General features: G+C 63.8%; 25 protein-coding genes and 2 pseudogenes. 19 read left to right on the plus strand and 8 right to left on the minus strand.

What is annotated here, in order from left to right; all coding sequences use genetic code 11:
• Positions 1 to 13 precede the first annotated feature (13 nt).
• Both ACSX1C_RS14145 and ACSX1C_RS14150 read right to left on the minus strand, forming a co-directional pair.
• Positions 14 to 754 carry a class I SAM-dependent methyltransferase gene (locus ACSX1C_RS14145; RefSeq protein WP_439886658.1) on the minus strand — a complete coding sequence of 247 codons (741 nt, stop codon included), beginning with the start codon at positions 752 to 754 and terminating at the stop codon, positions 14 to 16.
• Between the two features lie 105 nt (positions 755 to 859).
• Positions 860 to 1,306, minus strand: coding sequence for a DMT family transporter (locus ACSX1C_RS14150; RefSeq protein WP_439886659.1), 447 nt, complete (start codon positions 1,304 to 1,306; stop codon positions 860 to 862).
• A gap of 363 nt (positions 1,307 to 1,669) precedes the next feature.
• Between ACSX1C_RS14150 and rmf the strand changes: the two genes are divergently transcribed.
• The 11 genes and pseudogenes from rmf to ACSX1C_RS14205 all read left to right on the plus strand — a co-directional run bounded on the left by rmf (position 1,670) and on the right by ACSX1C_RS14205 (position 13,031).
• The gene (gene rmf, locus ACSX1C_RS14155; protein WP_318644622.1) at positions 1,670 to 1,873 is read left to right on the plus strand and encodes a ribosome modulation factor; all 204 of its coding nucleotides are present in this window, start codon (positions 1,670 to 1,672) and stop codon (positions 1,871 to 1,873) included.
• A gap of 294 nt (positions 1,874 to 2,167) precedes the next feature.
• On the plus strand, positions 2,168 to 2,686 hold the full coding sequence (locus ACSX1C_RS14160) for an Hcp family type VI secretion system effector (protein WP_439886660.1): 519 nt from the start codon (positions 2,168 to 2,170) through the stop codon (positions 2,684 to 2,686).
• 174 nt (positions 2,687 to 2,860) lie between these two features.
• A complete protein-coding gene (tssI, locus tag ACSX1C_RS14165; protein ID WP_439886661.1) occupies positions 2,861 to 4,903 on the plus strand; it encodes a type VI secretion system tip protein TssI/VgrG in 2,043 nt (680 codons plus the stop codon).
• Positions 4,893 to 5,789, plus strand: coding sequence for a DUF4123 domain-containing protein (locus tag ACSX1C_RS14170; protein ID WP_439886662.1), 897 nt, complete (start codon positions 4,893 to 4,895; stop codon positions 5,787 to 5,789). The genes tssI and ACSX1C_RS14170 overlap by 11 nt, the downstream gene beginning before the upstream one ends.
• The gene (locus tag ACSX1C_RS14175) at positions 5,786 to 9,235 is read left to right on the plus strand and encodes a toxin VasX (protein ID WP_439886663.1); all 3,450 of its coding nucleotides are present in this window, start codon (positions 5,786 to 5,788) and stop codon (positions 9,233 to 9,235) included. Before ACSX1C_RS14170 ends, ACSX1C_RS14175 begins: the two co-directional genes overlap by 4 nt.
• Complete coding sequence (locus ACSX1C_RS14180; protein WP_439886664.1) at positions 9,228 to 10,343, plus strand: DUF6708 domain-containing protein; 1,116 nt, start codon at positions 9,228 to 9,230, stop codon at positions 10,341 to 10,343. The genes ACSX1C_RS14175 and ACSX1C_RS14180 overlap by 8 nt, the downstream gene beginning before the upstream one ends.
• Positions 10,344 to 10,922 (plus strand): hypothetical protein, encoded by a 579-nt coding sequence (locus tag ACSX1C_RS14185; protein ID WP_439886665.1) that lies wholly within the window; start codon positions 10,344 to 10,346, stop codon positions 10,920 to 10,922.
• A 46-nt stretch (positions 10,923 to 10,968) separates the two neighbouring features.
• Positions 10,969 to 11,571 carry a hypothetical protein gene (locus ACSX1C_RS14190; RefSeq protein ID WP_439886666.1) on the plus strand — a complete coding sequence of 201 codons (603 nt, stop codon included), beginning with the start codon at positions 10,969 to 10,971 and terminating at the stop codon, positions 11,569 to 11,571.
• Positions 11,572 to 11,610: 39 nt separating this feature from the next.
• Positions 11,611 to 12,018, plus strand: a pseudogene (locus ACSX1C_RS14195) (contractile injection system protein, VgrG/Pvc8 family); the annotation flags it as partial.
• Positions 12,019 to 12,070: 52 nt separating this feature from the next.
• Positions 12,071 to 12,673, plus strand: coding sequence for a hypothetical protein (locus ACSX1C_RS14200; RefSeq protein ID WP_439886667.1), 603 nt, complete (start codon positions 12,071 to 12,073; stop codon positions 12,671 to 12,673).
• Between the two features lies 1 nt (position 12,674).
• A complete protein-coding gene (locus ACSX1C_RS14205) occupies positions 12,675 to 13,031 on the plus strand; it encodes a hypothetical protein (protein ID WP_439886668.1) in 357 nt (118 codons plus the stop codon).
• Positions 13,032 to 13,048: 17 nt separating this feature from the next.
• On the opposite strand, the gene argA is transcribed toward ACSX1C_RS14205, so the two are convergent.
• The 4 genes from argA to ACSX1C_RS14225 all read right to left on the minus strand — a co-directional run bounded on the left by argA (position 13,049) and on the right by ACSX1C_RS14225 (position 17,700).
• Positions 13,049 to 14,347 carry an amino-acid N-acetyltransferase gene (gene argA, locus ACSX1C_RS14210; protein WP_439886669.1) on the minus strand — a complete coding sequence of 433 codons (1,299 nt, stop codon included), beginning with the start codon at positions 14,345 to 14,347 and terminating at the stop codon, positions 13,049 to 13,051.
• A gap of 147 nt (positions 14,348 to 14,494) precedes the next feature.
• On the minus strand, positions 14,495 to 15,646 hold the full coding sequence (gene argE / locus ACSX1C_RS14215; RefSeq protein WP_439886670.1) for an acetylornithine deacetylase: 1,152 nt from the start codon (positions 15,644 to 15,646) through the stop codon (positions 14,495 to 14,497).
• A gap of 69 nt (positions 15,647 to 15,715) precedes the next feature.
• The gene (locus ACSX1C_RS14220) at positions 15,716 to 16,984 is read right to left on the minus strand and encodes an inorganic phosphate transporter (protein ID WP_439886671.1); all 1,269 of its coding nucleotides are present in this window, start codon (positions 16,982 to 16,984) and stop codon (positions 15,716 to 15,718) included.
• 38 nt (positions 16,985 to 17,022) lie between these two features.
• On the minus strand, positions 17,023 to 17,700 hold the full coding sequence (locus ACSX1C_RS14225; protein ID WP_439886672.1) for a TIGR00153 family protein: 678 nt from the start codon (positions 17,698 to 17,700) through the stop codon (positions 17,023 to 17,025).
• 112 nt (positions 17,701 to 17,812) lie between these two features.
• Here ACSX1C_RS14225 and ACSX1C_RS14230 point away from each other — a divergent pair, with 112 nt between their 5' ends.
• Positions 17,813 to 19,177 carry a CYTH domain-containing protein gene (locus tag ACSX1C_RS14230; RefSeq protein WP_439886673.1) on the plus strand — a complete coding sequence of 455 codons (1,365 nt, stop codon included), beginning with the start codon at positions 17,813 to 17,815 and terminating at the stop codon, positions 19,175 to 19,177.
• A gap of 66 nt (positions 19,178 to 19,243) precedes the next feature.
• Here the strand turns inward: ACSX1C_RS14230 and ACSX1C_RS14235 are convergent, their stop codons facing one another.
• Positions 19,244 to 19,711, minus strand: a complete 468-nt coding sequence (locus ACSX1C_RS14235) for an Lrp/AsnC family transcriptional regulator (RefSeq protein WP_439886674.1) — start codon at positions 19,709 to 19,711, stop codon at positions 19,244 to 19,246.
• 127 nt (positions 19,712 to 19,838) lie between these two features.
• Between ACSX1C_RS14235 and ACSX1C_RS14240 the strand changes: the two genes are divergently transcribed.
• Complete coding sequence (locus tag ACSX1C_RS14240) at positions 19,839 to 20,174, plus strand: hypothetical protein (protein ID WP_439886675.1); 336 nt, start codon at positions 19,839 to 19,841, stop codon at positions 20,172 to 20,174.
• 119 nt (positions 20,175 to 20,293) lie between these two features.
• Positions 20,294 to 22,078, plus strand: a complete 1,785-nt coding sequence (locus ACSX1C_RS14245) for a GspE/PulE family protein (protein ID WP_439886676.1) — start codon at positions 20,294 to 20,296, stop codon at positions 22,076 to 22,078.
• A 20-nt stretch (positions 22,079 to 22,098) separates the two neighbouring features.
• Here ACSX1C_RS14245 and ACSX1C_RS14250 read toward each other — a convergent pair whose 3' ends face one another.
• A complete protein-coding gene (locus ACSX1C_RS14250; RefSeq protein ID WP_439886677.1) occupies positions 22,099 to 22,800 on the minus strand; it encodes a murein L,D-transpeptidase catalytic domain family protein in 702 nt (233 codons plus the stop codon).
• A gap of 299 nt (positions 22,801 to 23,099) precedes the next feature.
• Here ACSX1C_RS14250 and ACSX1C_RS14255 point away from each other — a divergent pair.
• The 5 genes and pseudogenes from ACSX1C_RS14255 to ACSX1C_RS14275 all read left to right on the plus strand — a co-directional run.
• A pseudogene (locus tag ACSX1C_RS14255) lies at positions 23,100 to 23,441 on the plus strand (L,D-transpeptidase family protein); the annotation flags it as partial.
• Between the two features lie 92 nt (positions 23,442 to 23,533).
• Positions 23,534 to 24,208 carry a peptidoglycan-binding protein gene (locus ACSX1C_RS14260; protein WP_439886678.1) on the plus strand — a complete coding sequence of 225 codons (675 nt, stop codon included), beginning with the start codon at positions 23,534 to 23,536 and terminating at the stop codon, positions 24,206 to 24,208.
• A gap of 91 nt (positions 24,209 to 24,299) precedes the next feature.
• A complete protein-coding gene (locus ACSX1C_RS14265; protein WP_439886679.1) occupies positions 24,300 to 25,250 on the plus strand; it encodes an SPFH domain-containing protein in 951 nt (316 codons plus the stop codon).
• Between the two features lie 3 nt (positions 25,251 to 25,253).
• Entirely contained in the window at positions 25,254 to 25,703 is a 450-nt protein-coding gene (locus ACSX1C_RS14270; RefSeq protein WP_439886680.1) for an NfeD family protein, read from the plus strand.
• A 104-nt stretch (positions 25,704 to 25,807) separates the two neighbouring features.
• Complete coding sequence (locus ACSX1C_RS14275) at positions 25,808 to 26,113, plus strand: DUF2388 domain-containing protein (RefSeq protein WP_439886681.1); 306 nt, start codon at positions 25,808 to 25,810, stop codon at positions 26,111 to 26,113.
• Positions 26,114 to 26,134: the final 21 nt, after the last annotated feature.

Below are 26,134 nucleotides of genomic sequence, written 5' to 3' on the forward strand. Positions count from 1 at the left end.
CTGCCCGCCTGGCTCAGCGCGTGCAGACCAGGCCGGTTTGCAGGCAGTTGCGCTCGAACTGCTCCCAGTAGTCCGCCGGGTACCGGCTGCGGCTCTGCTGGGAGATGATGGGCTTCTGCCAGTGCCACTCGCTGAACCCTGCGCGCTGGATGGCCCGCTCGTAGACATCGCGGCCCCAGCGATAGAAGGTGAAGGCACTCGGCGGATGGGTGACGAACTCGGCGTCGCAGCGGTAACCGCCCAGATGGGGCTGCTCGTTCTTGACCGTAACGCCATAGGTGGTGAAGTTGCCCAGGGCCAGCCGGTAGTCGGGCTCGACCGTGTAGGCCACCAGCCGGCCGCCCGGCAGCAGATTCCTGGCGGCCACCGCGAACATCTTCTCCAGCTCCTCGGGGGACTGCGCATAGTTGAACAGCCAGGCGGCGGTGATCAGGTCGAACTGCCCGAGGATTTCCATCTCCGCGACATTGCGCACGTGGTACTCGATGCTCTCGCCGTTTCGCGCCGACTCGTCCCGCGCCAGCTGGATCATCGACGGCGAGATATCCACGCCGACCACGGCCTTGGCCCCCCGGCGGTAGAGTTCCCGGCCGAAGAAGCCATAGCCGCAGGCAAGATCCAGTACCGACTTGCCCCGCACATCGCCCACCATGCTGAAGAAGGTTTCCGTCTCCACCGAACGCTGGGACGCACTATCGGTAAACTCCTCGAAGCGCGAGCCAATAGCGTCATACATCGCATCGCCAACTGTCATACATCCTCCCGATATAATTGTGCCTTGGCTGTCCATGCACGGACGCAAACATACAGCACCCCGCGCACCCATAATTAATCGGCACGCACTAAACAACGCATCGACTCAGGTATTCACCGTCACCGAGAAACCCACAATAACGATCAATACGCCCACCAACTTCTGCAGGCTGATCTCCTGCCGGGGCAGCCCCACCAGGCCGAAATAGTCGATGACCAACGACACCAACAACTGCCCGACTATGACCGACATGATGAAGGTCACGGCGCCAAGGCGCGGCGCCATGAACAACGCCACGGTGATATAGAACACCCCGGCAACCCCGCCGAGCCAGGCCCACCAGGGGGCCGCCTGGAGGTCGGCCATGTTGGGCCGGGGCATCTTCAGGACCAGCATGACCACGGCGATCGCCAGCATGCTGACCACCAGGGAAATCGTGGTCGCCCAGAACGGGTGCCCCGCCACCGCGGCCAGTTGCGAGTTCGTGCCGGCCTGTAACGGCACGGCCATACCCGCAAGTAAACTGATAAGTAACGGAATAATCATCGACATTGACGCACCTCACTTTCGGCCATCTTGCATAGGCAACTTCGAGCGGGCAAATTCTTTATGCGAATACAGCGCATTCCTGTGACTTATCCAATTACACAAACAGCGCAAACTTCAGCCCCGCACCACGCCCTCTAACTTCCGGCCACGCCAACTGTTTCTCCTCCACCGCCAGGACAATAACGGCGCACGCAGGCATGACAGGGGACGACCACTTCGCGCGCGCCGGCGGGTGCAATAGCGCCGCCCCATTGGTCGACTCCATCACAGAAATGGTCAGCGGTATAAAAGCCCGGACCGGCGTCCCGGCACGGCAGCCCCGGATGGCTAAGATAGACACAGACGAGAGCCACCCGAGCCGTGCCCATGGCGTCCGACGCCCAACCCGATGACAAGCGCCAGTGGAGCCTGGAGAGCCTGAACAAGGCCTATCAGCAGGGCTACATGGCGGGCCTGACCGGCCAGCCGAACAGCCAGCAGCCCTATGCCGCCGAAGTGCCCGCCGCGGCCTGGGAGGCCGGCTGGGAAGACGGTCACGAGCAACTGCTACGCCAGCAGAAAAGCGCCTGAGCCCCGCCAAGCAGAAGTGCGCAACTCATTGCTCGCCGGGCTGTGGATAAAGCTGTGCATGCTTCCACCCAGGCCACGCCAGACCTGACGCCGCAAGCCATTGCGCAACATCTTGCGCAACCCTGCGCCACTCTCTGCGCAGCTTTTTGTGCGCGCCGTCTCAGCCCTCGCCAGCGGCATCACACGAACCTACTAAGCCATTGTTTTTAAAGGATTTTAAATAAATGGCACGGTATTCGCTCTAGACCCGGCTCCCGGATCACTCGATCCACGAACCAGGCAAGGAGAGCACTCATGCCAACACCCGCGTATCTGTCCCTCGAAGGCACCAAGCAAGGCCTGATCACCGCAGGCACCTTCACCGAGGACTCGGTCGGCAACATCTTCCAGGAAGGTCACGAAGACCAGATTCTGGTTCAAGCCTTCAACCACCAGGTCATCATCCCGCGTGACCCGCAGTCCGGCCAGCCGACCGGCCAGCGCGTGCACAAGCCGCTGATGATCACCAAGGTGTTCGACAAGTCCTCGCCGCTGATCTTCAACTCCCTGACCTCCGGCGAGCGCCTGAGCAAGTGCCGCCTGGAGTGGTACCGCACCTCCTCCACCGGCACCCAGGAACACTACTTCACCATCGAACTGGAAGACGCGGTGATCGTCGACGTGCAGTCGCGCATGCCGAACTGCCAGGACCCGGGCATGTCCCACTTCACCCACCTGGAAGACGTCTACTTCACCTACCGCAAGATCGTCTGGACCCACGAAGTCTCCGGCACTTCCGGCTCCGACGACTGGCGTACCCCGATCGCCGGCTAAGCGGTGATCGTGCGGTAACGCTCACGACGGCCAGGCAGAGTCCTGGCCGTCGTGTTTCAGCCGGGAAATACCCGAAAAAGTCGAGTACGCACGTTCTCCACGCCGCGCCTGGGTTACAACGGCGCCGCCGCGCGTACTGGCGCGACTCAAGGAACGATTGAAGAGGAACAACGGATGTTCGCCCAGGCCAACCAGACCCATTTCAGCCTGGACATCGAGGGCGTCAGCCACGATCTCCAGATCCTCGAATTCAGCGGCCGCGAGGCGATCAGCCAGCCCTTCGCCTTCGAGCTGGAGCTGGTCAGCGAACGCCCCGACCTCGACCTGGAAGCCCTGCTGCATCGGCCGGCCTTCCTCGCCCTGTCGACAGCCGGCAACGGCATCCACGGGCACATCTACCGCTTCGCCCAGGGCGAGTCCGGCAAACGCCTGACCCGCTACCACCTGAGCCTGAGGCCGCAGCTGGCCTACCTGGCGCACCGCGTCAACCAACGCATCTTCCAGCACCTTTCGGTGGCGAAGATCATCGGCCAGGTCCTGGAGGAGCACGGCATCCAGGCCAACGCCTACCGCTTCCAGCTCGGCTCGGTGTACCCCGAGCGCGAGTACTGCGTGCAGTACGACGAATCCGATCTGCACTTCGTCCAGCGCCTGTGCGAGGAAGAGGGTATCCACTACCACTTCCAGCACAGCGCACAGGGCCATGTACTGGTCTTCGGCGACGACCAGACGCCCTTCCCCAAACTCGCCCCAACCGCCTACCAGCAGGACAGCGGCCTGGTCGCCGACAATCCGGTGATCAAGCGTTTCGGCGTGCGCGTGGAAACCCGCACCAGCCGGGTGACCCGCCGCGACTACGACTTCGAGAAACCCAAGCTGCTGCTGGAGGCCGACGCCAAGAGCCCCTTCAGTCCGGACCTGGAGGACTACGACTACCCCGGCCGCTTCGTCGAGCGCGAGCGCGGCAAGCACCTGAGCCAGCGCGCCCTGGAGCGCCACCGCCACGACTTCGAACTGGCCGAGGGCGAGAGCGATCAGAGCCTGCTGGTCAGCGGCCACTTCCTGGCCTTCACCGACCACCCACGGCCCAGCTGGAACGACCTCTGGCTGCTCACCGAAGTGCAGCACCAGGGCAAGCAGCCCCAGGTGCTGGAAGAGGCGGTGACCAGCCACACCGAGGTCAGCGACGGCTTCCAACAGGGCTACCGCAACCGCTTCAGCGCCACGCCCTGGACGGTGCCCTACCGGCCGAGCGTGCAACACCCCAAACCGCGCATCCTCGGCAGCCAGAGCGCCATCGTCACCGGCCCGGCCGGTGAGGAGATCCACTGCGACGAGTACGGCCGGGTCAAGGTGCAGTTCTACTGGGACAGACAGGGCCAAGCCGACGACAAGACCAGTTGCTGGCTGCGCGTGTCCAGCAGCTGGGCCGGCGACCGCTACGGCGGCATCGCCATCCCGCGCATCGGCATGGAGGTGCTGATCACCTTCCTCGAAGGCGACCCCGACCAGCCGTTGGTCACCGGCTGCCTGTACCACAAGGAACACGTCGTCCCCTACGACCTGCCGGCCAACAAGACCTGCAGCCTGTTCAAGACCCTGAGCAGCCCCGGCGGAGGCGGCTACAACGAACTGCGCATCGAGGACCGCAAGGGCCAGGAACAGATCTACATCCACGCCCAGCGCGACTGGGACGAGAACATCGAGCACGACCAGAAGATCCGCATCGGCCACGAACGCCACGACAGGGTCGAGGCCAACAGCTACAGCGAGTTCAAGGCCGAAGAACACTGCACCACCCACGCCGACCGCAAGAGCGAGATCAAGGCCAACGACCACCTCAACGTCGGCAACAACCAGCACATCAAGATCGGCACCGGCCAGTTCATCAACGCCGGCAGCGAGATCCACCTGTCCAGCGGCCAGAAAGTGGTGCTCGAAGCCGGCAGCGAACTGACCTTCAAGGCCGCCGGCAGCTTTATCAAGCTGGATGCCGGCGGCATCACGATGGTCGGCCCGATCATCAAGATCAACTCAGGGGGCGGGCCGGGCAGCGGCTCGGGGGCGGCGCCGGTATTGCCGGGCAAGGTCAAGGCAGCGGATGCGGATAAGGCGGGGGAGTTGCTGATCCAGGCGCAGAAGCAGGCGTTGCTGCAGAAGAAGCCCCTGTGCGCCATCTGCGAAGCCGCCAAGCAGGAGGCAATGGATGAGCAGTAAAAGCCCCGGCCTGATGAGCCTTCCAACAGACCTGCCCTGGGCGGAGGGTGCTGCGCTACTCCTCGACGGCGTGAGTGTTGAACGATTGCCTCAGCGACTGTACGAGTGGACAGAGTCGCCAGTTTTCGAGCCGCTCTACCTGACGACGCGATGGAGCGACTTGAGTGAGCTCTCCCCTTGCTTGATTCCTGTAGCGGGTCCACATGATCCCGTGCTGGCTCAGTTCTTCGCCAATGCCGGTGATGAATGGGGTTACCTGGTGTTTGGACATGAGAGAGAAGCAGAGCTGTTAACCCACTTGCGCTGGCTGCTCAGCGTTCGTCACCCCCTAGGTGACGAGATGCTCTTGCGCCTGGCCGACCCCGCCGTGGCCAATGCATTGCTTGGGCATGCCGTACAGCACGGTGATACCACCCTGTTCGGCCCCATCAAACGGGTCGTGGCGGCCGATGCGCTAAACGACTGCTGGCAACAACACCTGCGTGCAGGTGCCGCGGCAGAGGTTGTTAAAAACAAACCCTATGGTCTTTCCGATGAACAGCTGAGCTTGCTTGGAGAGGTGGGTTTCCGCGGCATCGTGCTGCAACTCGATCAGCACATGCAGGAGTATTTCCCTGCCTATCAAGTGCAGCTTACTCGGCGTGAGCGGCTGCAACACGTGCACGACCTAGCCTTGAGTGCCTACCAGCAAGGTTTTAACAGCGAACGTGACATTACGCTCTACGCCAATGTGTTTGGTTTCCTGGGTCATGACGCGCTACACGCCCACAAAGATATTGCAGCGTTGTTAAATACCCCATCGGCGCAAACGCCTTCACAACGCGTCGAACAGGCGGCCCGTATAGCACAGGATCGCGCCGCGCCCATGGAAAGGAGCTCTGTATGACCGCCCAACAACCGCCGCGCAGCGCCGGCAAGGACCCAAACACCGCCGACAAAAGCAGCACGGACGCGAAGTCCGCCAGCGGCAGCTGCCCGCTGATGAAAAACAAGGTTCAGTTACTGCCCTTGCGCTATGGGTTGGTCGAGCGCCTTGATCCCTCGACAAAGTTGGCCGTGCCTTACAAGCTCAAATCCCGCCCGTTGGGGATACGCCTGCTACGGGATGGCTGGTTGTATGTCATCGACAACGGCTCGGGCTATTTGCATGAGTACCGTGTGGAAAAGGGCCAGGTCACCAAGTTCATTTGGAAGGGTAAAGAGGCCGCGCAGGATAAACGCCAAGGCGCGGTCGCCGAGCCTCGCCTGTTGTTCCCGCGGGGCAGTAACCTGCATGTGTGTTACGCAGAAGTGCAGTGGACGGCCTACAAGTGCTCGCAGATGCTAAAAAGCCGCGAAGAGCGTGATCGTTTTATGCAATTTGTCAGCCTGGGCAAGGCTGACTGCGAGAAGGGCGCCGCCCATCTGTTAACCGCCAAACAGGCCCAGCAGTGGCTTGCCGAGGTCGCAGAACAGCCAAGCCAGTCAGCCTTGCCGGCCGGGGCGCATGCAGAAGAAGGCAAGGACTATTGCTGGGAGCATCAACCGCTGTACCGGCCAACGCAGATTGGCGCAGTCAAACAATCGTTGCTTGCTGATTACGAGCACGACCACCTTTACCTTGTGTTCAAAGACAGCATCGGCGTGATGCGCGACCTGGCTGAAGAACAAGACAAGGTCGTCGGTTGGATCGAGCAGTGGAGTGAGCAACAGCGTAAAGAACTCAAATACGTGATGGGCAGTTACATCGAAACCCTCATGGAAATCGGTGAAAAGAACGCCGAGCAGCATGCCAGTAACGCGTTCTTCGACAAGACCACTCCCGCCCAGCGCGAAACGGTTTACGACTACATCAATGCCCGTAACCGTTACACCTGGCAAAAACGCAAGCATCCAGAAAAAGCAGGCTGGCCTGGCTATGGGTTCGACGCCAAGACCAATGCGGCCCGCCTGGAGCGGGATAGCAAAAAACAAACCATGATCGGCGCGCTGGGCGAGGAGCTCTACGAAGAACTCGAAGATGATATCGAGGCGCTTGAGGATGAGAGCCATGCCACCTTGGAAGGCCGGGGCTTAGGTGCTCGTGGCATCCATGACCTGGTGCACCACGAAGAAATGAAGGGTTACCTCGCCCGCGAGCGTACGCATCTCCAGCGCTGGACGGCACGGCTGGAGCGCATAACCGATGACCGTGTGAGCATTTTCACCAAAGGCGAATACCACCTTAGTGCTTGGTACTTCGACCCGGAGCATGATGATCAGCTTATGGCGGCGCTGGTGTCGGAGCAGCACTGCACACGCGACCTGTGCCGCACCGACGAAAGCCTGGCCGCCATCGGCGAGTATTTCCATACCTTCCCCTACTACGTCTTGCCGGCGTTTCAGACGCGCATTACCGATGCCTTTGTCCGCAAGCAAGCACCCAAGGTGGTGAAGTGGCTGAGACAGGTGGGTAACCTGCGCGAGGCCATGAGCAAGGCAATAGACAGACAGAACGATATTGAGGGTTTGTTCGGCAGCTACTGGGCAAAAAGCCTGAACCTGCCGCCCCAGGCGCAGCAGATGGGTATCGTGGTCAACGCCGCCTATGTGCCGGCGTTGTCCATGCGCATCGACAAATGGCTGCAAACCGCCCAAACCCAACTCCACACCGGTGGTTTAAGTAGTTTGCTCGATGACTTCGACAAACACGCCAACCACGGCCAGCGTCTTGGGCAGTTGTTTGCCTTGCGCCAGCAAGGCGCCTGGCTCGACCCCGCCAAGCCGGATGAAGTGCAGCGCTTCAAGGACAATCTCGCTCGTTTCAACGGTTTGATTGCCGCAGAAGATGATCTGATCAAACAGCGCAACCAGGCCAAGCGCGACAGCAAACGGCGCAGCCTACCGGCTGAGCGACGTGAACAGGCCAAGCGCCTAAAACAGGCCTACAACCAGCAACTGGCCACCCTGCGCACGCAGCGCAACCAGCTACGCCTGCAGCTGGAGGGCAGCCTCAGCCCCACCAGCACCTTGAGCAACGGTCACAACGGCCTGCGTATTCGTGGCCTGGATTCAGCGCAGCACGCCGCCCTGGAAAACGAAATCCGCCGTATGAGCAGCGGTCAGTTCAAGGGCTATGGCACCAGTGGTACCTATAAGGCCGCCTTTAAAAATGCGTGGCTGCCTAGCATTTTATTTTATGTGCAATTGCAAAATGCGATGGCGGCATGGAGTGTATGGCACGAGCAAGAAGAAAAAAGCATGAAGGACATGCTGATCTTTGCTGGCGTACTTTCAGGGACCATCTCTGCTGGGCTTAGCGCATACCAGGGCGCTCATATTGCGATGGTGGATACCGTATTGAAGTCCCTCAACGCCGCTGGCCCACAACGTAGCGGAGCGCTTTTTGCTGCTCGCCTTGGGAAGCTCGGCCTAGCTTTGGGAACCCCTATAAGCTTTTTCGCTGCCTTTGGCGCATTGGGTACAACGTTGAGAAATTGGAGCCAGTGGACTATTGCCCTCCGCGCGGGTACTGCTGGTGAGCGAGTTGGTGCCGCTATGGCCCTGGCGGGCGACCTAGGTACTACGGGTGTGAATACTGCCATGACTTTAAAAGGTGGGGCGGATCTCGTGATGCTAAGCCGCACGGCGAGTAAGTTGATGGTCGAATCGCCAGCCTTGACTCGCAGAGCTGCATTTTCTGCTGCCTGGGCCACGCGTGGCGTGCGCTTTATGAGCTTCGCCGCCCGTATCAGCCCCTGGGGCTTGGTGTTTACTGGCCTGCAACTGGGTGGTGAAATCCTGTTCAACTTTTTCAATCTGGATGATCACCAGCGTTGGCTGCTGCAAAGCTGTTGGGGTAAGGATGACAACGCCTGGGATCAAGCACGGCACTACCAGGAACTGGCCGAAGCCACGCTCAAGCCGGTGATCAGCGACACCGGCCTGGAGCAAGACCCCAGCGATGGCGAACAGTACCGAACCTATCGCCTGGATATGCTCGGCCTGCGCAGCGCCAGCCTGGCCCAACACCCGCTGCTGCTTACCGCCGAGCTGCGCAGCGGGCCGCAGCAGGTGCGCGATGTGGGCCTGGAGTTGCGCGAGAATCTGCGGGTGCTCAGCCATGAACCACTGAGCGTGCAGTTACGCCTGCCGGCCGATTGGGTGGGGGCGCAAAGCCTGTTATCGCTACGCTTGGTCTACCAGCCGGAAATGGCCGTAAAACCACTTAACAGTGAGGGTGGTTACTTGCATTACAGTGTGCCGCTCACCTTTACCCCGCTGAAAAAGCCCATCGCCGCCGCCAAGGCCGCCCCACCCGCCAGTTCAGCGTTGGGCTATATCGACATACTGCCGGAGCACCTGCATGCCTGAAAGCCAGTACGAGCGCCTGCCCCAGGCCGGTGATATCGACCGCCAAACCGGCTTGGAGATCCTTTACCTAGCCCCCCGCCCCCTGCCCACAGGGCAAGCGCCGCTTAGCGCCCAGCAGATGCATCGCGAGGTCAATGACAGTTATCTGGATTTTGCACAGGGTGGCGGGAGGATTGAGTTTGGTGTTCGGGTAATTTTGGGAACATTCACATTATTAGTGCTTTTTTGGCTTTTTACTACAGGACTAATGGCTTGGTCGGATTGGAAGTATTGGGGCAAACCGTTCTTCTTGACATGGTCTAGTTTTTTCTTTGGAAGTTGGGCTGGAGTAATTCTATTTGGGATATTTTTTGCTATATACGGCGGTGTATTTGTTTATGCCGTCCACCAAGAAGTACAACACCCCCCTATTCGCTTTAACCGGCAGCGCCGCGAGGTCTGTTATATCCCCGCCAAAGGCAAGCCCGCCTATATCCCTTGGGAAGAGTTGATTGCCTGCGCCTCGGTGGAGCAGACCATCACCCAGTTTGCGGTCAATACCCACTTTGCCCTGCGCCTGGGCTTTCGCGACACGCTGGCCGGGCAGATGTACTGGCTCAATGTGCCCTCTGCCAGCCTGATGTTCGCTGTCAGCGAGTGGGAAGCCTTGCGCGTTTACATGGAGCAAGGCCCCAGTGCCTTACCCGCACCACCTCCGCCGGAGTATGAGGAGGGCAGCCTCGCCTACTTCCGCGTGGCTTGTGAGGTCTACCGCGAACAGTTCGGTTTTATTCGCTATCGCGGCTGGTGGTTGCTGCAGGTGCTGACCGGCTGGACGTTGCCCTGCCACGTCGGGGAATGGTTCAGCCGCTTGCCCAAAGCCGGCTTCCCCAAGGAGGTTCGCGAATGGTCCAAGTCGCTGCCACCCGAACAGTGGGCCAAGCCCAGTACCGAGCTGTTGGCACAGAGCGCCGACATCCAGGCCGCCTATGCCCGTGGCCAGGACTTTATGCAGTACTTCAACGCCACGTTCAGCGACGCCGCAACAAACCCGGATGACGTGCCCCAACCACCGCGCAAACGCCGCGGCAAAGGGAAAAGAGCCGCCAAGCGTGGGGCCCTGAACTGAGTGACTGCTGATCAGTATGAGCGCCTGCCCCAGGCCGGTGATATCGACCGCCAAACCGGCTTGGAAATCCTTTATCTGGCACCCCGCCCCCCGCCCACAGGGCAAGCGCCACTGAGCGCTCAGCAGATGCACCGCGAGGTCAGTGAACGTTATCTCGATTTTGCACAGGGCACCGGGAGAATTGAGTTTGGAGTAAGAGTTACATTCGGGACACTTCTGGTAATGGTGTTTTCGTTCTTTTTATACGGGGGAACCCTTGCGTGGGGGGGGGAATGGAAGTATTGGAACCATCCCTTTGTGACGCGATGGGTTGAAATTTCAACCCTAGAGCTTTGGCCTTTTTGGCTAGTCTGGCTTTTCTTTGTGTTTATGTTTGCTGGAATATTTGCCTATGCCGTTTACCAAGAAACCCAACACCCACCCATTCGCTTTAACCGGCAGCGCCGTGAAGTCTGTTATATCCCCACCAAAGGCAAGCCCGCCTATATCCCCTGGGAAGAGTTGATTGCCTGCGCTTCGGTAAAGCAAACCATCGAGTGGTTCCGCTCCTCATCGACCACCACCCAAACGCACTACTAGCAGTCGAAGAAACTTAGAACATCACACACTTTCTGCAGGAATAGCTATGCGACAGGAACGGATTCGACTTTATGCTAACAACGTCCACTACACTGATGGCGAGTTTGATCGATTCGAGCCCTTGGTAGGCCAGCCGAGCACTCACCAAGGAAAGGTATACCTAGCTTGCGTTGTGAGCCTCCTTGGGTTGTTCGCAATTGCAGTAGTAACTGGTCACGACTGGCTTGCAGCCATTACGCTGCTTGCAGCAGTGATTGTGCCGTTTCTTGTTCTTCACTTACTTAAACGTGGCATTCCGGATGACGAGATAGAGGTATATGCAGAGCAGAGCGGGCTACTACTGGTATTTAAATGCGGCCGTTTTCCGGAGCTATCTACCGATATTCGAATTCCATTTGTCGAGATCGACACGATCACCTTAGAGTCGAAAGTGGTTTACGAGGCGCGTCTAGGCCCTCATCGCTGGCGCCAGTACCGAGTCAAAACTTCCCGCACTGGCGACACCCCGCATGTGTTGATCAACACTTTTCGACCGCTGAATCTAGTCATTCAAGATCTACAGCGGCTTTCTGCGCTGCCTGATGCAGAGCGGATCGACATACAGCTCATTGCCGAGCAAGAAGAAATAGCAGCGCTTTCTACTCCGTAGGACGATCAGTGGCAGGTCACGGCTTTGATAGGTAGCTATGAGGCCATCAATCAGCCCTTTGCCTTCGAGCTGGAGCTGGTCAGCGAACGCCCCGACCTCGACCTGGAAGCCCTGCTGCATCGCCCGGCCTTCCTCACCCTGTCGCCAGCCGGCAACGGCATCCACGGGCACATCTACCGCTTCGCCCAGGGCGAGTCCGGCAAACGCCTGACCCGCTACCACCTGAGCCTGAGGCCGCAGCTGGCCTACCTGGCGCACCGCATCAACCAACGCATCTTCCAGCACTTGACGGTTGCGAAGATCATCGGCCAAGTGCTCGAGGAGCACGGCATCCAGGCCAACGCCTACCGCTTCCAACTCGGCTCGGTGTACCCCGAGCGCGAGTACTGCGTGCAGTACGACGAATCTGATCTGCACTTCGTCCAGAGCCTGTGCGAGGAAGAAGGTACTCGCCCCTGGAAGGCCTTACCCTTCCCGCTATCGACATAAAGGACATCGCATGGCTCTAATAGACCTGATCCAGCAGGCGCGCCAAAAATACGGCCAAGCACCCAGCGCAGTTTTGACCGCCGACCAGCCCACGGGCGAAAAGCCCATGGAGCTGTTTATTATCGATGAACACACCGAGTATTACCTGACATTACAGGTAGGCGGCGATAGCGATAGAGGCATGGCAACAGGCTTAATCGGCGGAATTGGAGGGGCGATGCTCTTTTTCTGCATACTAGTTTTAGCGTTGTTTTCTGGGCGCTGGGACCTTGTACCCCCCATGCTCTGGATATGTGTACCTGCCTTTATGGTTCCCTTTGTTTGGGAAATCAGCCGCCCCCTCCCACTACCTATCCTCTTTAACCGCCGCACCCGCGAAGTCTATTTCGACCATAACGGTTTGCTCTACCACAGCCCTTGGGAGGGCATCCATGCCGTCGCCTGCGAGTTTCAGATCGTCGGCCCTTACACCGCCGGCATGAACAACGCCTCCTTGGAAGTACTCGTGCACCGCCTCGGTGAGCCGGACAACGCCCTGATGGTCAGCCTCGGCGCCCCCATGGGCAAGACGCTGGCCATGCAGAAAGGTTTCTGGGAATACATCCGCGCCTAATATGAACAACGGCCCCTGGTTCGACAAGGACGGCAACCACAGCGCCTCGGATGCCTTCGTCAAAAGCCAGCTGGCAGCCCATACGAAACCCACGGGTTTCCTGGCGCACTCGCGCAAGACCATCGCGGAGAAGAAAGCGGCGGCAGGCGGCAAGAACTACCTCAGCGGGATCGATGCCGCCTTGTTCCTCGGCGACCTGTTCTTCTACCCGATAAACTGGATTCAGGGGTTCACCTACAACGTCGCCAAGCGACGCTCGCGCAACCGCTGGCCGCAGATCGTCACCGAACGCCTGCACGCTGACGGCCCCACCACCCGGCTGATCGATCTTGAGCGCGAACGCGGGTTGGACGTTTAAAAGCCGGCCCCGTTAGCCTACAACGCCTTCTCAAACACCTGCGAATTACGCTGGAAGTTGTACAGCGACGCCCGCGCCGCCGGCAGGCGGTCGACGCTGCTGGGCACGAAGCCGCGCTCGCGGAACCAGTGGGCGGTGCGGGTGGTGAGCACGAACAGGGTCTTGATGCCCTGGGCGCGGGCCCGCTCCTCGATGCGCTCGAGCAACTCGTCGCCGCGGCCGCCGTGGCGGTAGGCCGGGTTGACGGCCAGGCAGGCCAGTTCGCCGAAGTCCGAGTCGGCGATCTGGTAGAGGGCGGCGCAGGCGATGATCAGGCCGTCGCGCTCGACGATGCTGAACTGCTCGATCTCGCGCTCTAGCACCTCGCGCGAGCGGCGCACCAGGATGCCCTGCTCCTCCAGCGGGCTGATCAGCTCGATCAGCCCGCCGACGTCCTCGATGGTCGCCTCGCGCAACGACTCGAACTGCTCCTGGTCGACCAGGGTGCCGCCGCCGTCGCGGGTGAACAGCTCGGTGAGCAGCGAGCCGTCGTCGGCGTAGCCGACGATATGTGCACGCTTGACCCCGCCGCGGCAGGCCTGGGCGGCGGCGTCGAGCAGTTCGGCCTGGTAGCTGTTGCCCAGGCGCGCCAGGTAGGCCGGCACCTGCTGCGGGCGCAGTTCGCGCACCAGCTTGCCCTGTTCGTCGAGCAGGCCGCGCTCGGGGCTGAACAGCAGCAGCTTGTCGGCGCCCAGGTCGATGGCCGCGCGGGTGGCGACGTCCTCGCAGGCCACGTTGAAGATCTCCCCGGTGGGCGAGTAGCCGAGCGACGACAGCAGCACGATGCTGCGTTCGTCGAGCAGGCGGCCGATGCCCTTACGGTCGATGCGGCGCACCTCGCCGGTGTGGTGATAGTCGATGCCGTCGACCACGCCGATGGGCCGGGCGGTGACGAAGTTGCCGCTGGCCACCCGCAGACGGGCGCCGTGCATGGGCGAGGCGGCCATGTCCATGGACAGGCGCGCCTCGATGGCGATGCGCAACTGGCCCACCGCGTCGATCACGCACTCCAGGGTGGCCCCGTCGGTCACCCGCAGGTCGCGGTGAAAGTGCGGGGTCAGGCCGCGGGCGCTCAGACGCGCCTCGATCTGCGGGCGCGAGCCGTGCACCAGCACTAGGCGCACGCCGAGGCTGTGCAGCAGCACCAGGTCGTGGACGATATTGCCGAAGTTCGGGTGGGCGACGCCCTCGCCCGGCAGCATCACCACGAAGGTGCAGTCGCGATGGGCGTTGATATAGGGCGAAGCGTGGCGGAGCCAGTTGACGTAGTCGTGCATTGCAAAGCAAACCTGTAAGCCGTTGTTCGGGAACGCATGAATGGGCGCGGCAGCGCCCGGTGAAGCAGCCAGCGGCATCCGCTTTATCGTCGCAGTGGGGGCAGCATCACGCGTTCTCTCCTTCCGCTGGCAAGGGTCGTTCCCGCCTCATGGGGCCGGGTTCAGGCAGTAGTGTTGAATCAGTTCACGGAGCAGACGCACGCTGGGCTCGATGCGTGACATGTCCAGGTATTCGTTGGGCTGGTGCGCGCAGTCGATATCCCCGGGGCCGAGCACCAGGGTCTGGCAGCCGAGCTGCTGAAGATAGGGGGCTTCGGTGGCGAATGCCACCGCCGTCGCCGGATGCCCGGTCAAGCGCTCGGCCAGGCGCACCAGCTCGGCGTCGGCGTCCTGCTCGAAGGGGGCCACGCAGGGGAACAAGGGGGCGAAGTCGATCTTCACCTGGTACTGCTCGGCCAGCGGCTGCAGTTTCTGGCGGATCGCCGCGCGCAGGGCTTCCGGCTGCATGCCCGGCAGCGGCCGCAGGTCGAACTCCAGGGAGCACTGGCCGCAGATGCGGTTGGGGTTGTCGCCGCCATGGATGCAACCGAGGTTGAGGGTCGGCTGCGGCACGCTGAACTGCGGGTTGCGGTACTGGCGTTGCCATTCCTGGCGCAGCTGCAGCAGCTCGCCCATCACCGCCTGCATCGCCTCCAGGGCGCTATGGCCCAGGCTCGGGTCGGAGGAGTGGCCGCTCTGCCCGAGAATGTCGATGCGCTCCATCATGATGCCCTTGTGCAGGCGGATCGGCTTGAGACCGGTCGGCTCGCCGATCACCGCGGCGCGTCCCAGCGGCCGCCCGGCCTCGGCCAGGGCGCGGGCACCGGACATCGAGCTTTCCTCGTCGCAGGTGGCGAGGATCAGCAGCGGCTGGCGGAAGCGCTGGGTCAGCAGGGGCTGGACCGCCTCGATGACCAGGGCGAAGAAGCCCTTCATGTCGCAGCTGCCGAGGCCGACCCATCGGCCATCCACCTCGGTCAACTTGAGCGGGTCGCTCTGCCACAGCTCGGCGTCGAAGGGCACGGTGTCGCTGTGCCCGGCCAGCACCAGGCCGCCTGGGCCACTGCCGTAGCTGGCCAGCAGGTTGAACTTGCCCGGGGAAATTTCCTGCACTTCGCAGGCGAAGCCGAGGTCGCCGAGCCAGCTGGACAGCAACTCGATCACCGGGCGATTGGACTGGTCCCACTGCGCCTGGGTGCAGCTCACCGACGGCGCGGCGATCAGCGCGGCGAATTGCTCTTTGAACGAAGGCAGGGTCATCGGCGGTCTCCACGGGCGATGGCCCCATCATAGGACCATCGCCTGTCCGGATGAAACCGCCGAAGCGCTTCAGACGCCGCCGAAGACGGCGCGCAGGACGGTGAAGAACAGGATCGCCAGCACCGCACCGACCGGCAGGGTGATGATCCAGGACATGAAGATCTTGCCGATCACCCCCAGGTTCAGCGCACCGATGCCGCGGGCGATGCCCACGCCCAGCACCGCGCCGACCAGGGTGTGGGTGGTGGAGACCGGCAGGCCGACGGCCGAGGCGCCGACCACCGTGGTGGCGGTGGCCAGCTCGGCGGCGAAACCACGGCTCGGGGTCAGCTCGGTGATTTCCTTGCCGATGGTGGCGATCACCTTGTAGCCGTAGGTGGCCAGGCCGACGACGATGCCGACGGCGCCGAGCAGCAGCACCCAGCTGGGCAGCGCCGCCTTGGCGCCGATCGCCTCGCCGCCGGACTGGATCACCCCGACGATGGCCGCCAGCGGGCCGACGGCGTTGGCCACGTCGTTGGAGCCGTGGGCGAAGGCCATGGCGCAGGCGGTGAAGATCATCAGCACGGCGAAGACCTTCTCCACGCTGGCGAAGTGGAAGGCCTTGTCGGCCTCGACGTCGACCTTGATGCGGCTGAGCAGGGCGATGCCGAGCAGCATCACCAGCACCCCGACGCCGGCAGCCAGGAAGAAGCCTTCGGTATTGGACAGGTGCAGGCCGACATGCTTGAGGCCCTTGGTCACGGTCATGATGGTGACCATGAAACCGGTGAGGAACATGTACAGCGGCACATAGCGCTTGGCGTTGAGGAAGGGCTTATCGGTGTCGATGATCAGCTTCTGCACGCTGACGAACACGCCGAAGGCCACCACGCCGGAGAGCACCGGGGAGACCACCCAGCTGGCGACGATCGGGCCGACCTTGCTCCAGTGCACCGCGTCCATGGACACGCCGAAGGCGGCGAAGCCGATCACCGCGCCGACGATGGAGTGGGTGGTGGACACCGGCCAGCCGCGGGTCGAGGCTACCAGCAGCCAGGTGCCGGCCGCCAGCAGCGCCGACATCATGCCCAGCACCATCAGCTCGGGGCTGATCACCGAGGCATCGACTATGCCGCTCTTGATGGTTTCGGTGACCTGGCCGCCGGCCAGGTAGGCGCCGCAGAACTCGAAGACCATGGCGATCAGGATCGCCTGCTTGATGGTCAGCGCACGGGAGCCGACCGAGGTGCCCATGGCGTTGGCCACGTCGTTGGCGCCCACGCCCCAGGCCATGAAGAAGCCGAACAGGCAGGCCAGCAACAGGAGTACGAGGCCGTAGTCCGCAATCAGAGACATAAGTTAGATTCCGTTGATCCCAGAAAGGACACTGGCGCTCAGCGCGCCAGCAGTTGTTCCAGTCGGTTGCCCACTCGTTGGGCGCGGTCGGCTACGTCGCCGATCCAGTCGATGATCTGATAGAGAAACATCACATCGACCGGCGGAAGTTCCTTCTCCAGTTTGAACAGCTGGCGGCGCACGTCGATCTGCAGGCTGTCGGTGTCCTGCTCGATGACGCCCAGTTCCTCGATCAGGGTCTCCACCAGCACCGCCTCGCGGCCGGCGAAACCGGTTTCCAGCAACTCGTCCAGCTCGTTCATGGCCTTGAGCGCCTGGGCGCTGGCGTCCACGCTGCGCTGCACGTAGCGGCGCATGATCGGTTGCAGCGCCTGGGGAATCGCCATCTCGCGGCCGAGCATCAGTCCGGCGATGTCCTTGGCACGGTTGGCGACTTTGTCCTGTACACTGAGCAGCTCGAGCAGATCCGAGCGCGGCACCGGCAGGAACAGGCTCTTGGGCAGGTGCAGCCGTACGCTTTTCTTGAGCTTGTCCGCTTCGTGTTCCAGGCGCGCCATGTCTTGCTGCACCTGCTCCACCCTGGTCCAGTCTTCGGCCATCACGGCCTCGAAAAAGGGCACAAGATTCGCCGCGCACTCGTGGGCTTTGGCTATGTGCTGCTGCATCGGTCCGATGGGTGAGCGGCCGAACAGGCTGACAAAGGGATTCATAGGCATAGGGTGAGCCCCGGTTTTTAGAAGGCGGCAAGTATACGGATCGTTCTCTGTGCTCGCCATCACAGGTCATCGCACTGTCACTTTTTCATAGTAGGCGCTTAAGTTCTCCACCATGGTCAAAGAAACCGAAATCAAACTGCGGGCCAGCCGCGACACCCTGGCCGCCCTGCGCGATCACCCGCTGCTGAAGAAGCGCAACAAGAGCGGCTGGGAACGGCGCGAGCTGTTCAACCAGTATTTCGACACCCCCGAGCGCGACCTGGCCCAGGCCAAGGTCGCCCTGCGCCTGCGCCGCGACGGCGAGCAGTTCATCCAGACCCTGAAGACCCGTGGCCAGAGCGTCGCCGGCCTGTCCGAACGCAACGAATGGGACTGGTACCTGAGCAAGGCCAAGCTGGATGCGAAGAAGCTCGACGACAGCTGCTGGCCGGCGAGCCTGGCCGAGCTGGACAAGAAGCAGCTCAAGCCTTTGTTCACCACCGACTTCGTCCGCCAGCGCGCGGAGATCGCCTGGGGCCGCGGCAAGGCCAGGGTGGTGATCGAGGCCGCCCTGGACCTGGGGCAGGTCGTCGCCGGCGACCAGCAGGAGGAAATCTGCGAACTGGAGCTGGAACTGCGTCAGGGCGAACCCGCCGCCCTGCTGGAGCTGGCCAGCGAGCTGGCCGCCGACCTGCCGTTGATGCCCTGCGACATCAGCAAGGCCGAGCGCGGCTACCGGCTGTTCGATGCCGGCAGCTATGCCCTCAACCTGCCCGCGCCGCAACTGGGCGCCGAAGTGTCACTGGACGACGCCTTCGCCGCCCAGGCCTGGCACCTGCTGGGCAGCAGCCAGCGCCTGGCCGAGCAGTACCGCTTCAACGGCCACTGGCGCCTGCTCGGCGACTGGCTGGAGCAGCTGATCGACCTGCGTGCGCTGCTCGGCAGCCTCGGCCAGGCCGCACCACGGGCCAGCAGCAGCGACCTGCGCCAGCGCCTGGATGACCTGCTGCAGGACTGGCGCCCGCGCCTGCTGGCCGGCCAGCAGGACGAGGCCGTGCGGCAGATCGCGCCGGCGCTGTTTGCCGCCGAACTCGACAACACCCGCTGGGGCCAGTTCTCCCTGCATGCCTCGCGCTGGCTGTTGGCCCGCAGCTGGACCGCCGAGCGCAACAACCGCGGCAACCGCCAGGGCGCGGCGCCCCTGGGCAACTGGCTGCCGACCCTGATCGCCGAGGAAGGCGCCGCCCTGCAGCTCAAGCGCTACCAGCAGCAGCCGGAGGACCTCGGCGAACAGTTGCCGCGCATCGAGCGCCTGCTGGCCTGGCTGCGTCCGGCCAGGGCCGTACTGGAGGTGGCGGAGGTCGACCGCCTGTACGGCGAGTTGAACAAACTCCACCTGCTGGCCCGGCAGCCGCTGGACGAGGAGCAGCGCCAGCTGCGCGCCAGCCAGGCGCAGATCCTGCAAAGCCTGAAGGCCTGGAAAACGCTGGTCAGGTAGCCCCCCGCGGGCTGACCCCAGACGCCAGCCGGCGCCCTCTCGCAAAGGGGGGGCACCGCCCTGGCCCTAGCCCAGGGGCAGGCTGGTGGTGGACTTGATCTCCGACAGGGCGACGATGGAGTTGACCTCCTGGATCCCCGGCAGCAGCGACAGCTTCTCGAAGAAAAAGCGCTCGTAGGCCTCGATATCGCGGGTGACGATGCGCAGCATGAAGTCCATCGAGCCCATCAGCACGTGACACTCCAGCACCTCGGGAAACTCGCCCATGGCCGCGGCGAACTCGGTGAGGTTGGAGCGGCCGTGGGCGTTGAGCTTGATCTGGGCGAACACCTGGGCGTTGAGGCCGACCTTCTTGCGTTCGAGCAGGGTCACCTGGCGGCGGATCACCCCTTCCTCCTTGAGCCGTTGAATGCGCCGCCAGCAGGGCGATTGCGACAGCCCGACGCGTTCGGCGATCTCGGCGGTGGAGAGCCCGGCATCCTCCTGCAGCAGGGCGAGAATGCGCTGATCGTAGGCATCCAGGGCAACGGACATAAAATATCCTCGATATCGATAATACCCGGCAAGACTATCCACAAACCTGCCTGGATGACAGAAAACCAGGCAGAACTTTTGCCCCCGAAAGGACGAAACTGGAAAAAAGTCGCCCCGAGATACCGCCATGCCCGACGCCACGCCCTTCCCCACCCCGTGCAGCCGCCACGATCCCTGGCAGGAGCGCCCCGCGCACAGCATCGAATACCGGCTGCGCACCGAGGCCGACGCCGACGTGCTGTGCCGCCTGCTCGGTCTGTTCGCCCAGTTGCAGCTGCTGCCCCAGCATCTGCAGGTACAGCAGCAGGACGGCGACCTGCATGTTCAGCTACGGCTGCCGGGCCTGTCGCTGCACCGCGCCAAGGTGCTGGCGCACAAGCTGCGCGGCCTGGTCTGCGTCTGGCAGGTCGACTGGCGGCACCTGGATCACAGCCTGGCGCCGGGCGCGGCTCGCACTGGGTAATGGGTCACGTCGCAGCGCTTCGCCCCAGCCCGGGTTTTCGGGCATCCTAGCGCCAGCCACGGAAGACGCACGCGCCCCTGGCTATGCTTGACCCCAGGCCGCGCCACCGAGGAGCCCGCATGTCCGCCTTTGCCACCACCACCCAAGACCGGGTGCTCGAACTCAACGACCTGTTGCGCGAACTGGTCGCCCAGGGGCGGCTCGATCAGGACAGCGCCGAACAATGCCTGGCGATCCGCCGCAGCGCGGTGAACAACCAGCAGCACCCCCTGGAGTTCCTCGCCGCGCAGCAGCTGGACGACCTCGGGCGCCCGGGCAAGAAGCTCGAGCTGGAGGGCCTCACCGCCTGGCTGGCGGAGTTCGCCGGCCAACCCTACCTGCGCATCGATCCGCTGAAGATCGATGTCGCCGCCGTTACCCCGCTGATGTCCTACGCCTTCGCCCAACGCCACAAGATCCTCGCCGTGGCGGTGGACAGCGAACAGGTCACCATCGCCAGCGCCCAGCCCCTGGTGCACAGCTGGGAAGCCAACCTGACCCACGTGCTCAAGCGTCCGATCAAGCGGGTGGTGGCCAACCCGGCGGACATCCAGCGCTTCACCGTGGAATTCTATCGCCTGGCCAAGTCGGTCAGCGGCGCCACCGCGGTGGACCAGAAGGTCAGTGGCATCGGCAACTTCGAACAGCTGCTCAACCTCGGCGCCCAGGACCAGGAACCGGACGCCAACGACGCGCACATCGTCAATATCGTCGACTGGCTGTTCCAGTACGCCTTCCAGCAGCGCGCCAGCGATATCCATATCGAGCCGCGCCGCGAGCAGGGCACGGTGCGTTTTCGCATCGACGGCGTGCTGCACAACGTCTACCAGTTCCCGCCCCAGGTGACCATGGCGATGGTCAGCCGCCTGAAGAGCCTGGGGCGGATGAACGTCGCCGAAAAGCGCAAGCCCCAGGACGGCCGGGTCAAGACCAAGACCCCGGACGGCGGCGAGGTGGAGCTGCGCCTGTCGACCCTGCCGACCGCCTTCGGCGAGAAGATGGTGATGCGTATCTTCGACCCCGAGGTGCTGCTCAAGGGCTTCGACCAGTTGGGTTTCTCCGCCGACGATCTGAAGCGCTGGGAAAGCATGACCCGCCAGCCCAACGGCATCATCCTGGTCACCGGGCCGACCGGCTCGGGCAAGACCACCACGCTGTACACCACGCTCAAGCAGCTGGCCACCGACGAGGTCAACGTCTGCACCATCGAAGACCCGATCGAGATGATCGAAGGCGCCTTCAACCAGATGCAGGTGCAGCACAACATCGACCTGACCTTCGCCAGCGGCGTGCGCGCGCTGATGCGCCAGGACCCGGACATCATCATGGTCGGCGAGATCCGCGACCTGGAGACCGCCGAGATGGCCATCCAGGCGGCACTGACCGGCCACCTGGTGCTGTCCACCCTGCACACCAACGACGCCCCCAGCGCCATCACCCGCCTGCTGGAGCTGGGCGTGCCGCACTACCTGCTCAAGGCCACCCTGCTCGGGGTCATGGCCCAGCGCCTGGTGCGCACCCTGTGCCCGCACTGCAAGGCCCCGCAGACCCTGGACGAGAACGATTGGCACAGCCTGACCAAGCCGTGGAACGCGCCGCTGCCGGGCGGCGCGCACAAGGCCGTGGGCTGCCTGGAATGCCGCGACACCGGCTACCGCGGGCGCGCCGGGGTCTACGAGATCATGCTCCTGGGCGATTCGATCAAGCCGCTGATCACCGCCGACACCGACCTCATCGCCCTGCGTCGCCAGGCCTTCAAGGAAGGCATGCGCAGCCTGCGGCTATCCGGGGCGCAGAAGGTCGCCGCCGGCCAGACCACCATCGAGGAAGTGCTGCGGGTCACGCCGCAGAGCGAGCAGAAATAGCGCCCGCCCTCAGGGCGGGCTCAACGGCCGAGGACGGCCGCCACCTGCTGCGGCTGACAGTTGAGGTAGGCGGAGCTCTGCAGCCAGCGCCGATCGGGGTACCAGGCGAAGACGAACTGCCCTTCCTTGAGCTGGTCCACCACCAGGCGCGCGACCTCTGGGCGCACTGCGGGACAGCCGAGGCTGCGCCCGATGCGCCCCTGGCTGTCGGCCAGGCGCGGATCGACATACTCGGCGCCGTGGATGACGATGGCCCGCTCGCGGGCGCGATCGTTGACCCCCGGCTCCAGGCCGTCCAGGCGCAACGAGTAGCCATGCTTGCCGCGATAGCTCTCGGCCGCACGAAACAGCCCCAGGCTCGACTGGAAGCTGCCGACCACATTGGAGAAGCGGTTGGCGTGATTCTCCCCGGACAGGCGCCCGTGGGCGACCAGGTCGCGCAGCACCAGCTGCTTGCGCTGCAGGTCGAATATCCACAGGCGCCGCACCGTGGACGGCTGCGAATAGTCGATCACCGCCAGGCGCTGGGCCTGGTCGGCGCCATGGTTGACCGCGCACTGCATCGCCGCCACGGCATGGCGCAGCACCTGGCGGTCCAGCCCGGGGGCGACCCGCGCCAGGCTGTCGGCCAAATCCGCCGTCGGCGTACTGGCCTGCAGAGGCGATGCCAGCAGGTAGGAAAGCACAGCCTGCAGGCACAGGCGTCGAAGCGGTCTGGTCACACTCCCCCCATCGAAGCCTTGCTCCTGGTCCCTAGGGTATCGGGCTCCAATCGGCTGCGGCCATGGTTTGCGGATTGGCTAAAAGCCTGTTCGACTAGACGGGCTAGCGAACCATGGGCTGGAGTCGATAAGTGTAGAAAAAATCCGCACATGGGCTCGTCACCGGCTGTCTGCTGGCCTCTGCGGCCCTCGCCCAGGGCACCGACGAACGATCGGACGACGCCATTCGCCTGACCTTCGCACAACGCCCGGAGGCCTGCGCCCCAGGGATCGCGGCCGGCGAGCTGCAGCCCCGCGGTTTGCTCCAGCGCCTCTATGCCCGGCACGGCTTCGCCCCCCTCTGGCAGCAACCCGGCCGACGGACGGCCCTGCTGAACGAGCTGGCGCAACTGCGCGACGACGGCCTGGACCCGGCCGATTACCCACTCGCCGCCCCCGCCGGAGCACTCAGGCCATCCGCCCAGCAGCGCGCCTGCGCCGACCTGCTGGCCAGCCGCAGCTACCTGCAGGCACTGCAGCACCTGGCCTACGGACGCCTGCCGCAGGCGTCGATCGAGCCGTTCTGGCGCGCGCCGGACAGCCTCTCTCCGATCCCCCGCCCCGACCTGCTGGAGCTGGCCTGGCGCGGCCTGGATGAGCCGGCGCAGGCATTCAACGGGGCCCGCCCCGCTCTTCCCCAATACCAGGCGCTGCGACGCGCCTACGCCGAGCGTCGCCGCCAGCCCCCGGCCGAATGGCCCCCATCGCCCCCGGGCGCCTGCTGCGCCCCGGCATGCGCGATGCGCGGGTGGCGCAGCTGGCGACTCGGCTGGTCGCCGGTGGCTACCTGGACGCACGCCCCGGGGCCGAGGGGGATCGCTACGACCCCGCCTTGCTAGACGCGGTGCAACGCTTCCAGAGCCGGCACGGCCTGCAGACCGACGGCCTGGTCGGCCCCGCGACCCTGCACGCCCTGAACACCAGCGCCGCCGAACGCCTCGACCAGCTACGGGTCAATCTGGAACGCTGGCGCTGGCTGGCCGGCGACATCGAGGCGGAGACCCTGCTGGTGGACATCGCCGGCGGCCTGCTGAGCTATTACCGCGATCACCAACTGCTCTGGCAGGGCCGCACCGTGGTCGGCCGCCCGGATCGGCAGACTCCGCAGCTCAAGCCGCTGGTCAGCCGCCTGCCCCTCAACCCGACTTGGAGCGTGCCGCCGACCATCCTGCGCGAGGACAAGCTGCCGGAGATTCTCCGACGCCTGGCCAGCCGGCGCACCCAGAACTATCCGATCACCCGGCGCCTGCCGATCGTCATGGCCTACTGGACCGCCCAGGTGGCCGCCGACGGCGCGTTGATTCTGCGCAACGATTTCTATGCCCGGGACGCCGCCCTGCTCGCCGCGCTGGACCAGGCTGGGCACTGATTCACAGGCTGAGGTGGCACTTCGGCACGGCAGCGACTATAGGCATACAATCGCGCCCGGTCCGCACAGCACGCACAAGGAGTTCGGTTCCATGGAAATCGGCAGCGTCATCTTTCTCTTCGTCGGCCTCGCCGTGGCCGTGGTTTTCATGGGTTTCAAGGTGGTGCCCCAGGGCTCGCAATGGACGGTGGAGCGCTTCGGCCGCTACACCAACACGCTCAAGCCAGGACTGAACATCATAGTGCCGGTGATGGACCGCATCGGCCGCAAGCTCAGCGTCATGGAAACCGTGCTGGACATCCCGCCGCAGGAAGTCATCAGCGCCGACAACGCCATCGTGCAGATCGATGCGGTGTGCTTCTTCCAGGTGATCAACGCGGCCCAGGCCGCCTACGAGGTGAACAACCTCGAACACGCCATCCGCAACCTGGTGATGACCAACATCCGCACCGTACTCGGCTCCCTGGAGCTGGACGCCATGCTCAGCCAGCGCGACGCGATCAACGAGCGCCTGCTCAAGACCGTGGACGAGGCCACCGCCCCCTGGGGCATCAAGATCACCCGCATCGAGATCAAGGACATCACCCCGCCCACCGACCTGGTCGAGGCCATGGCCAGCCAGATGAAGGCCGAGCGCCTCAAGCGCGCGCAGATCCTCGAGGCCGAGGGTCGCCGCCAGGCCGAGATCCTCACCGCCGAGGGCAAGAAGCAGGCGCAGATCCTCGAAGCCGAGGGCGAGCGCCAGGCCGCCTTCCTCGAGGCCGAGGCCCGCGAGCGCGCCGCCACCGCCGAGGCCGAGGCGACCCGGGTGGTGTCCGAAGCCATCGCCAGCGGCAACGTGCAGGCGGTGAACTACTTCGTCGCGCAGAAGTACGTCGACGCCCTGGGCCAGCTGGCCAGCGCCCACAACAGCAAGGTGATCCTGATGCCGCTGGAGGCCAGCCAGGTGATAGGCGCGGTGGGCGGCATCGGCGAGATAGTCCGGGCCACCTTCGCCGGGGCGGCCCATGCCGGGGCGGCCCCGGGCGAGCAGAAGGGCTGAGCCATGTGGGACTACCTGCAACACCTGGCGTTCTGGGACTGGCTGGCCGTCGGCACCCTGCTGCTGATCCTCGAGGTGTTCGGCGCCGGCGGCTACCTGCTGTGGATCGGCCTGGCCGCCGCCGGCGTCGGCGTGCTGACCTACCTGTTCCCGGAACTGCCCTGGGCCCTGCAGTTCCTCCTGTTCGGCCTGTTTTCGGTGCTCACCGCGGTGCTCTGGTGGCGCCGCCAGCGCAGCGCGGCCAAGCCCTCAGACCAGCCCGGGCTGAATGCCCGCGGCAGCGAACTGCTCGGCCGCGAGTTCCCCTTGCATGAGGCGATCAGCGGCGGACGCGGCAAGATCAAGGCCGGCGACACGCTGTGGCTGGTCAGCGGGCCGGACCTGCCGACGGGCAGCCGGGTCCGGGTGGTCGGCCAGGACGGCGTGCTGCTCAGGGTCGAGGCGGCGGCATAGGGGCCGCGGCACAGCCGAGGCGACGGTGCCTTCGGTCGACCCGCCGGAACCCGCAGGCTGCCGGCGACTCTGAGGAATATCACCACCGCTCGGGAGTCACCTCCATGCGCCGTCTCAGCCTGCCCCTGCTCGCCGCCCTGTCCCTCGCCGCCGCGCCGGCCTTCGCCGACAGCTTCTGGCGCGACGTGCTGTCGTCCGGGGCGACGACCGCCTCGACCTACCTGACCTTCAAGGACAAGAAGCTCATAGTTCCGGCCCAGGACGACGCCAGCAGCTTCATCGCCAGCGCCGGGCAGATCCGCGGCCCCTACCTGGAGGCGGCGCTGCAGCAGCTGCGCCGCGAGCACCCCGAGCTGCAGGCCAGCGACCTGGAACTGGCCGGCGCCATACTCGCCGCCGAGCCGCACTAGTCGCGGTACGATGCATGCGGC

The sequence above is a fragment of the Pseudomonas sp. MBLB4123 genome, assembly GCF_051904775.1.
Classification (GTDB): domain Bacteria; phylum Pseudomonadota; class Gammaproteobacteria; order Pseudomonadales; family Pseudomonadaceae; genus Aquipseudomonas; species Aquipseudomonas benzenivorans_B.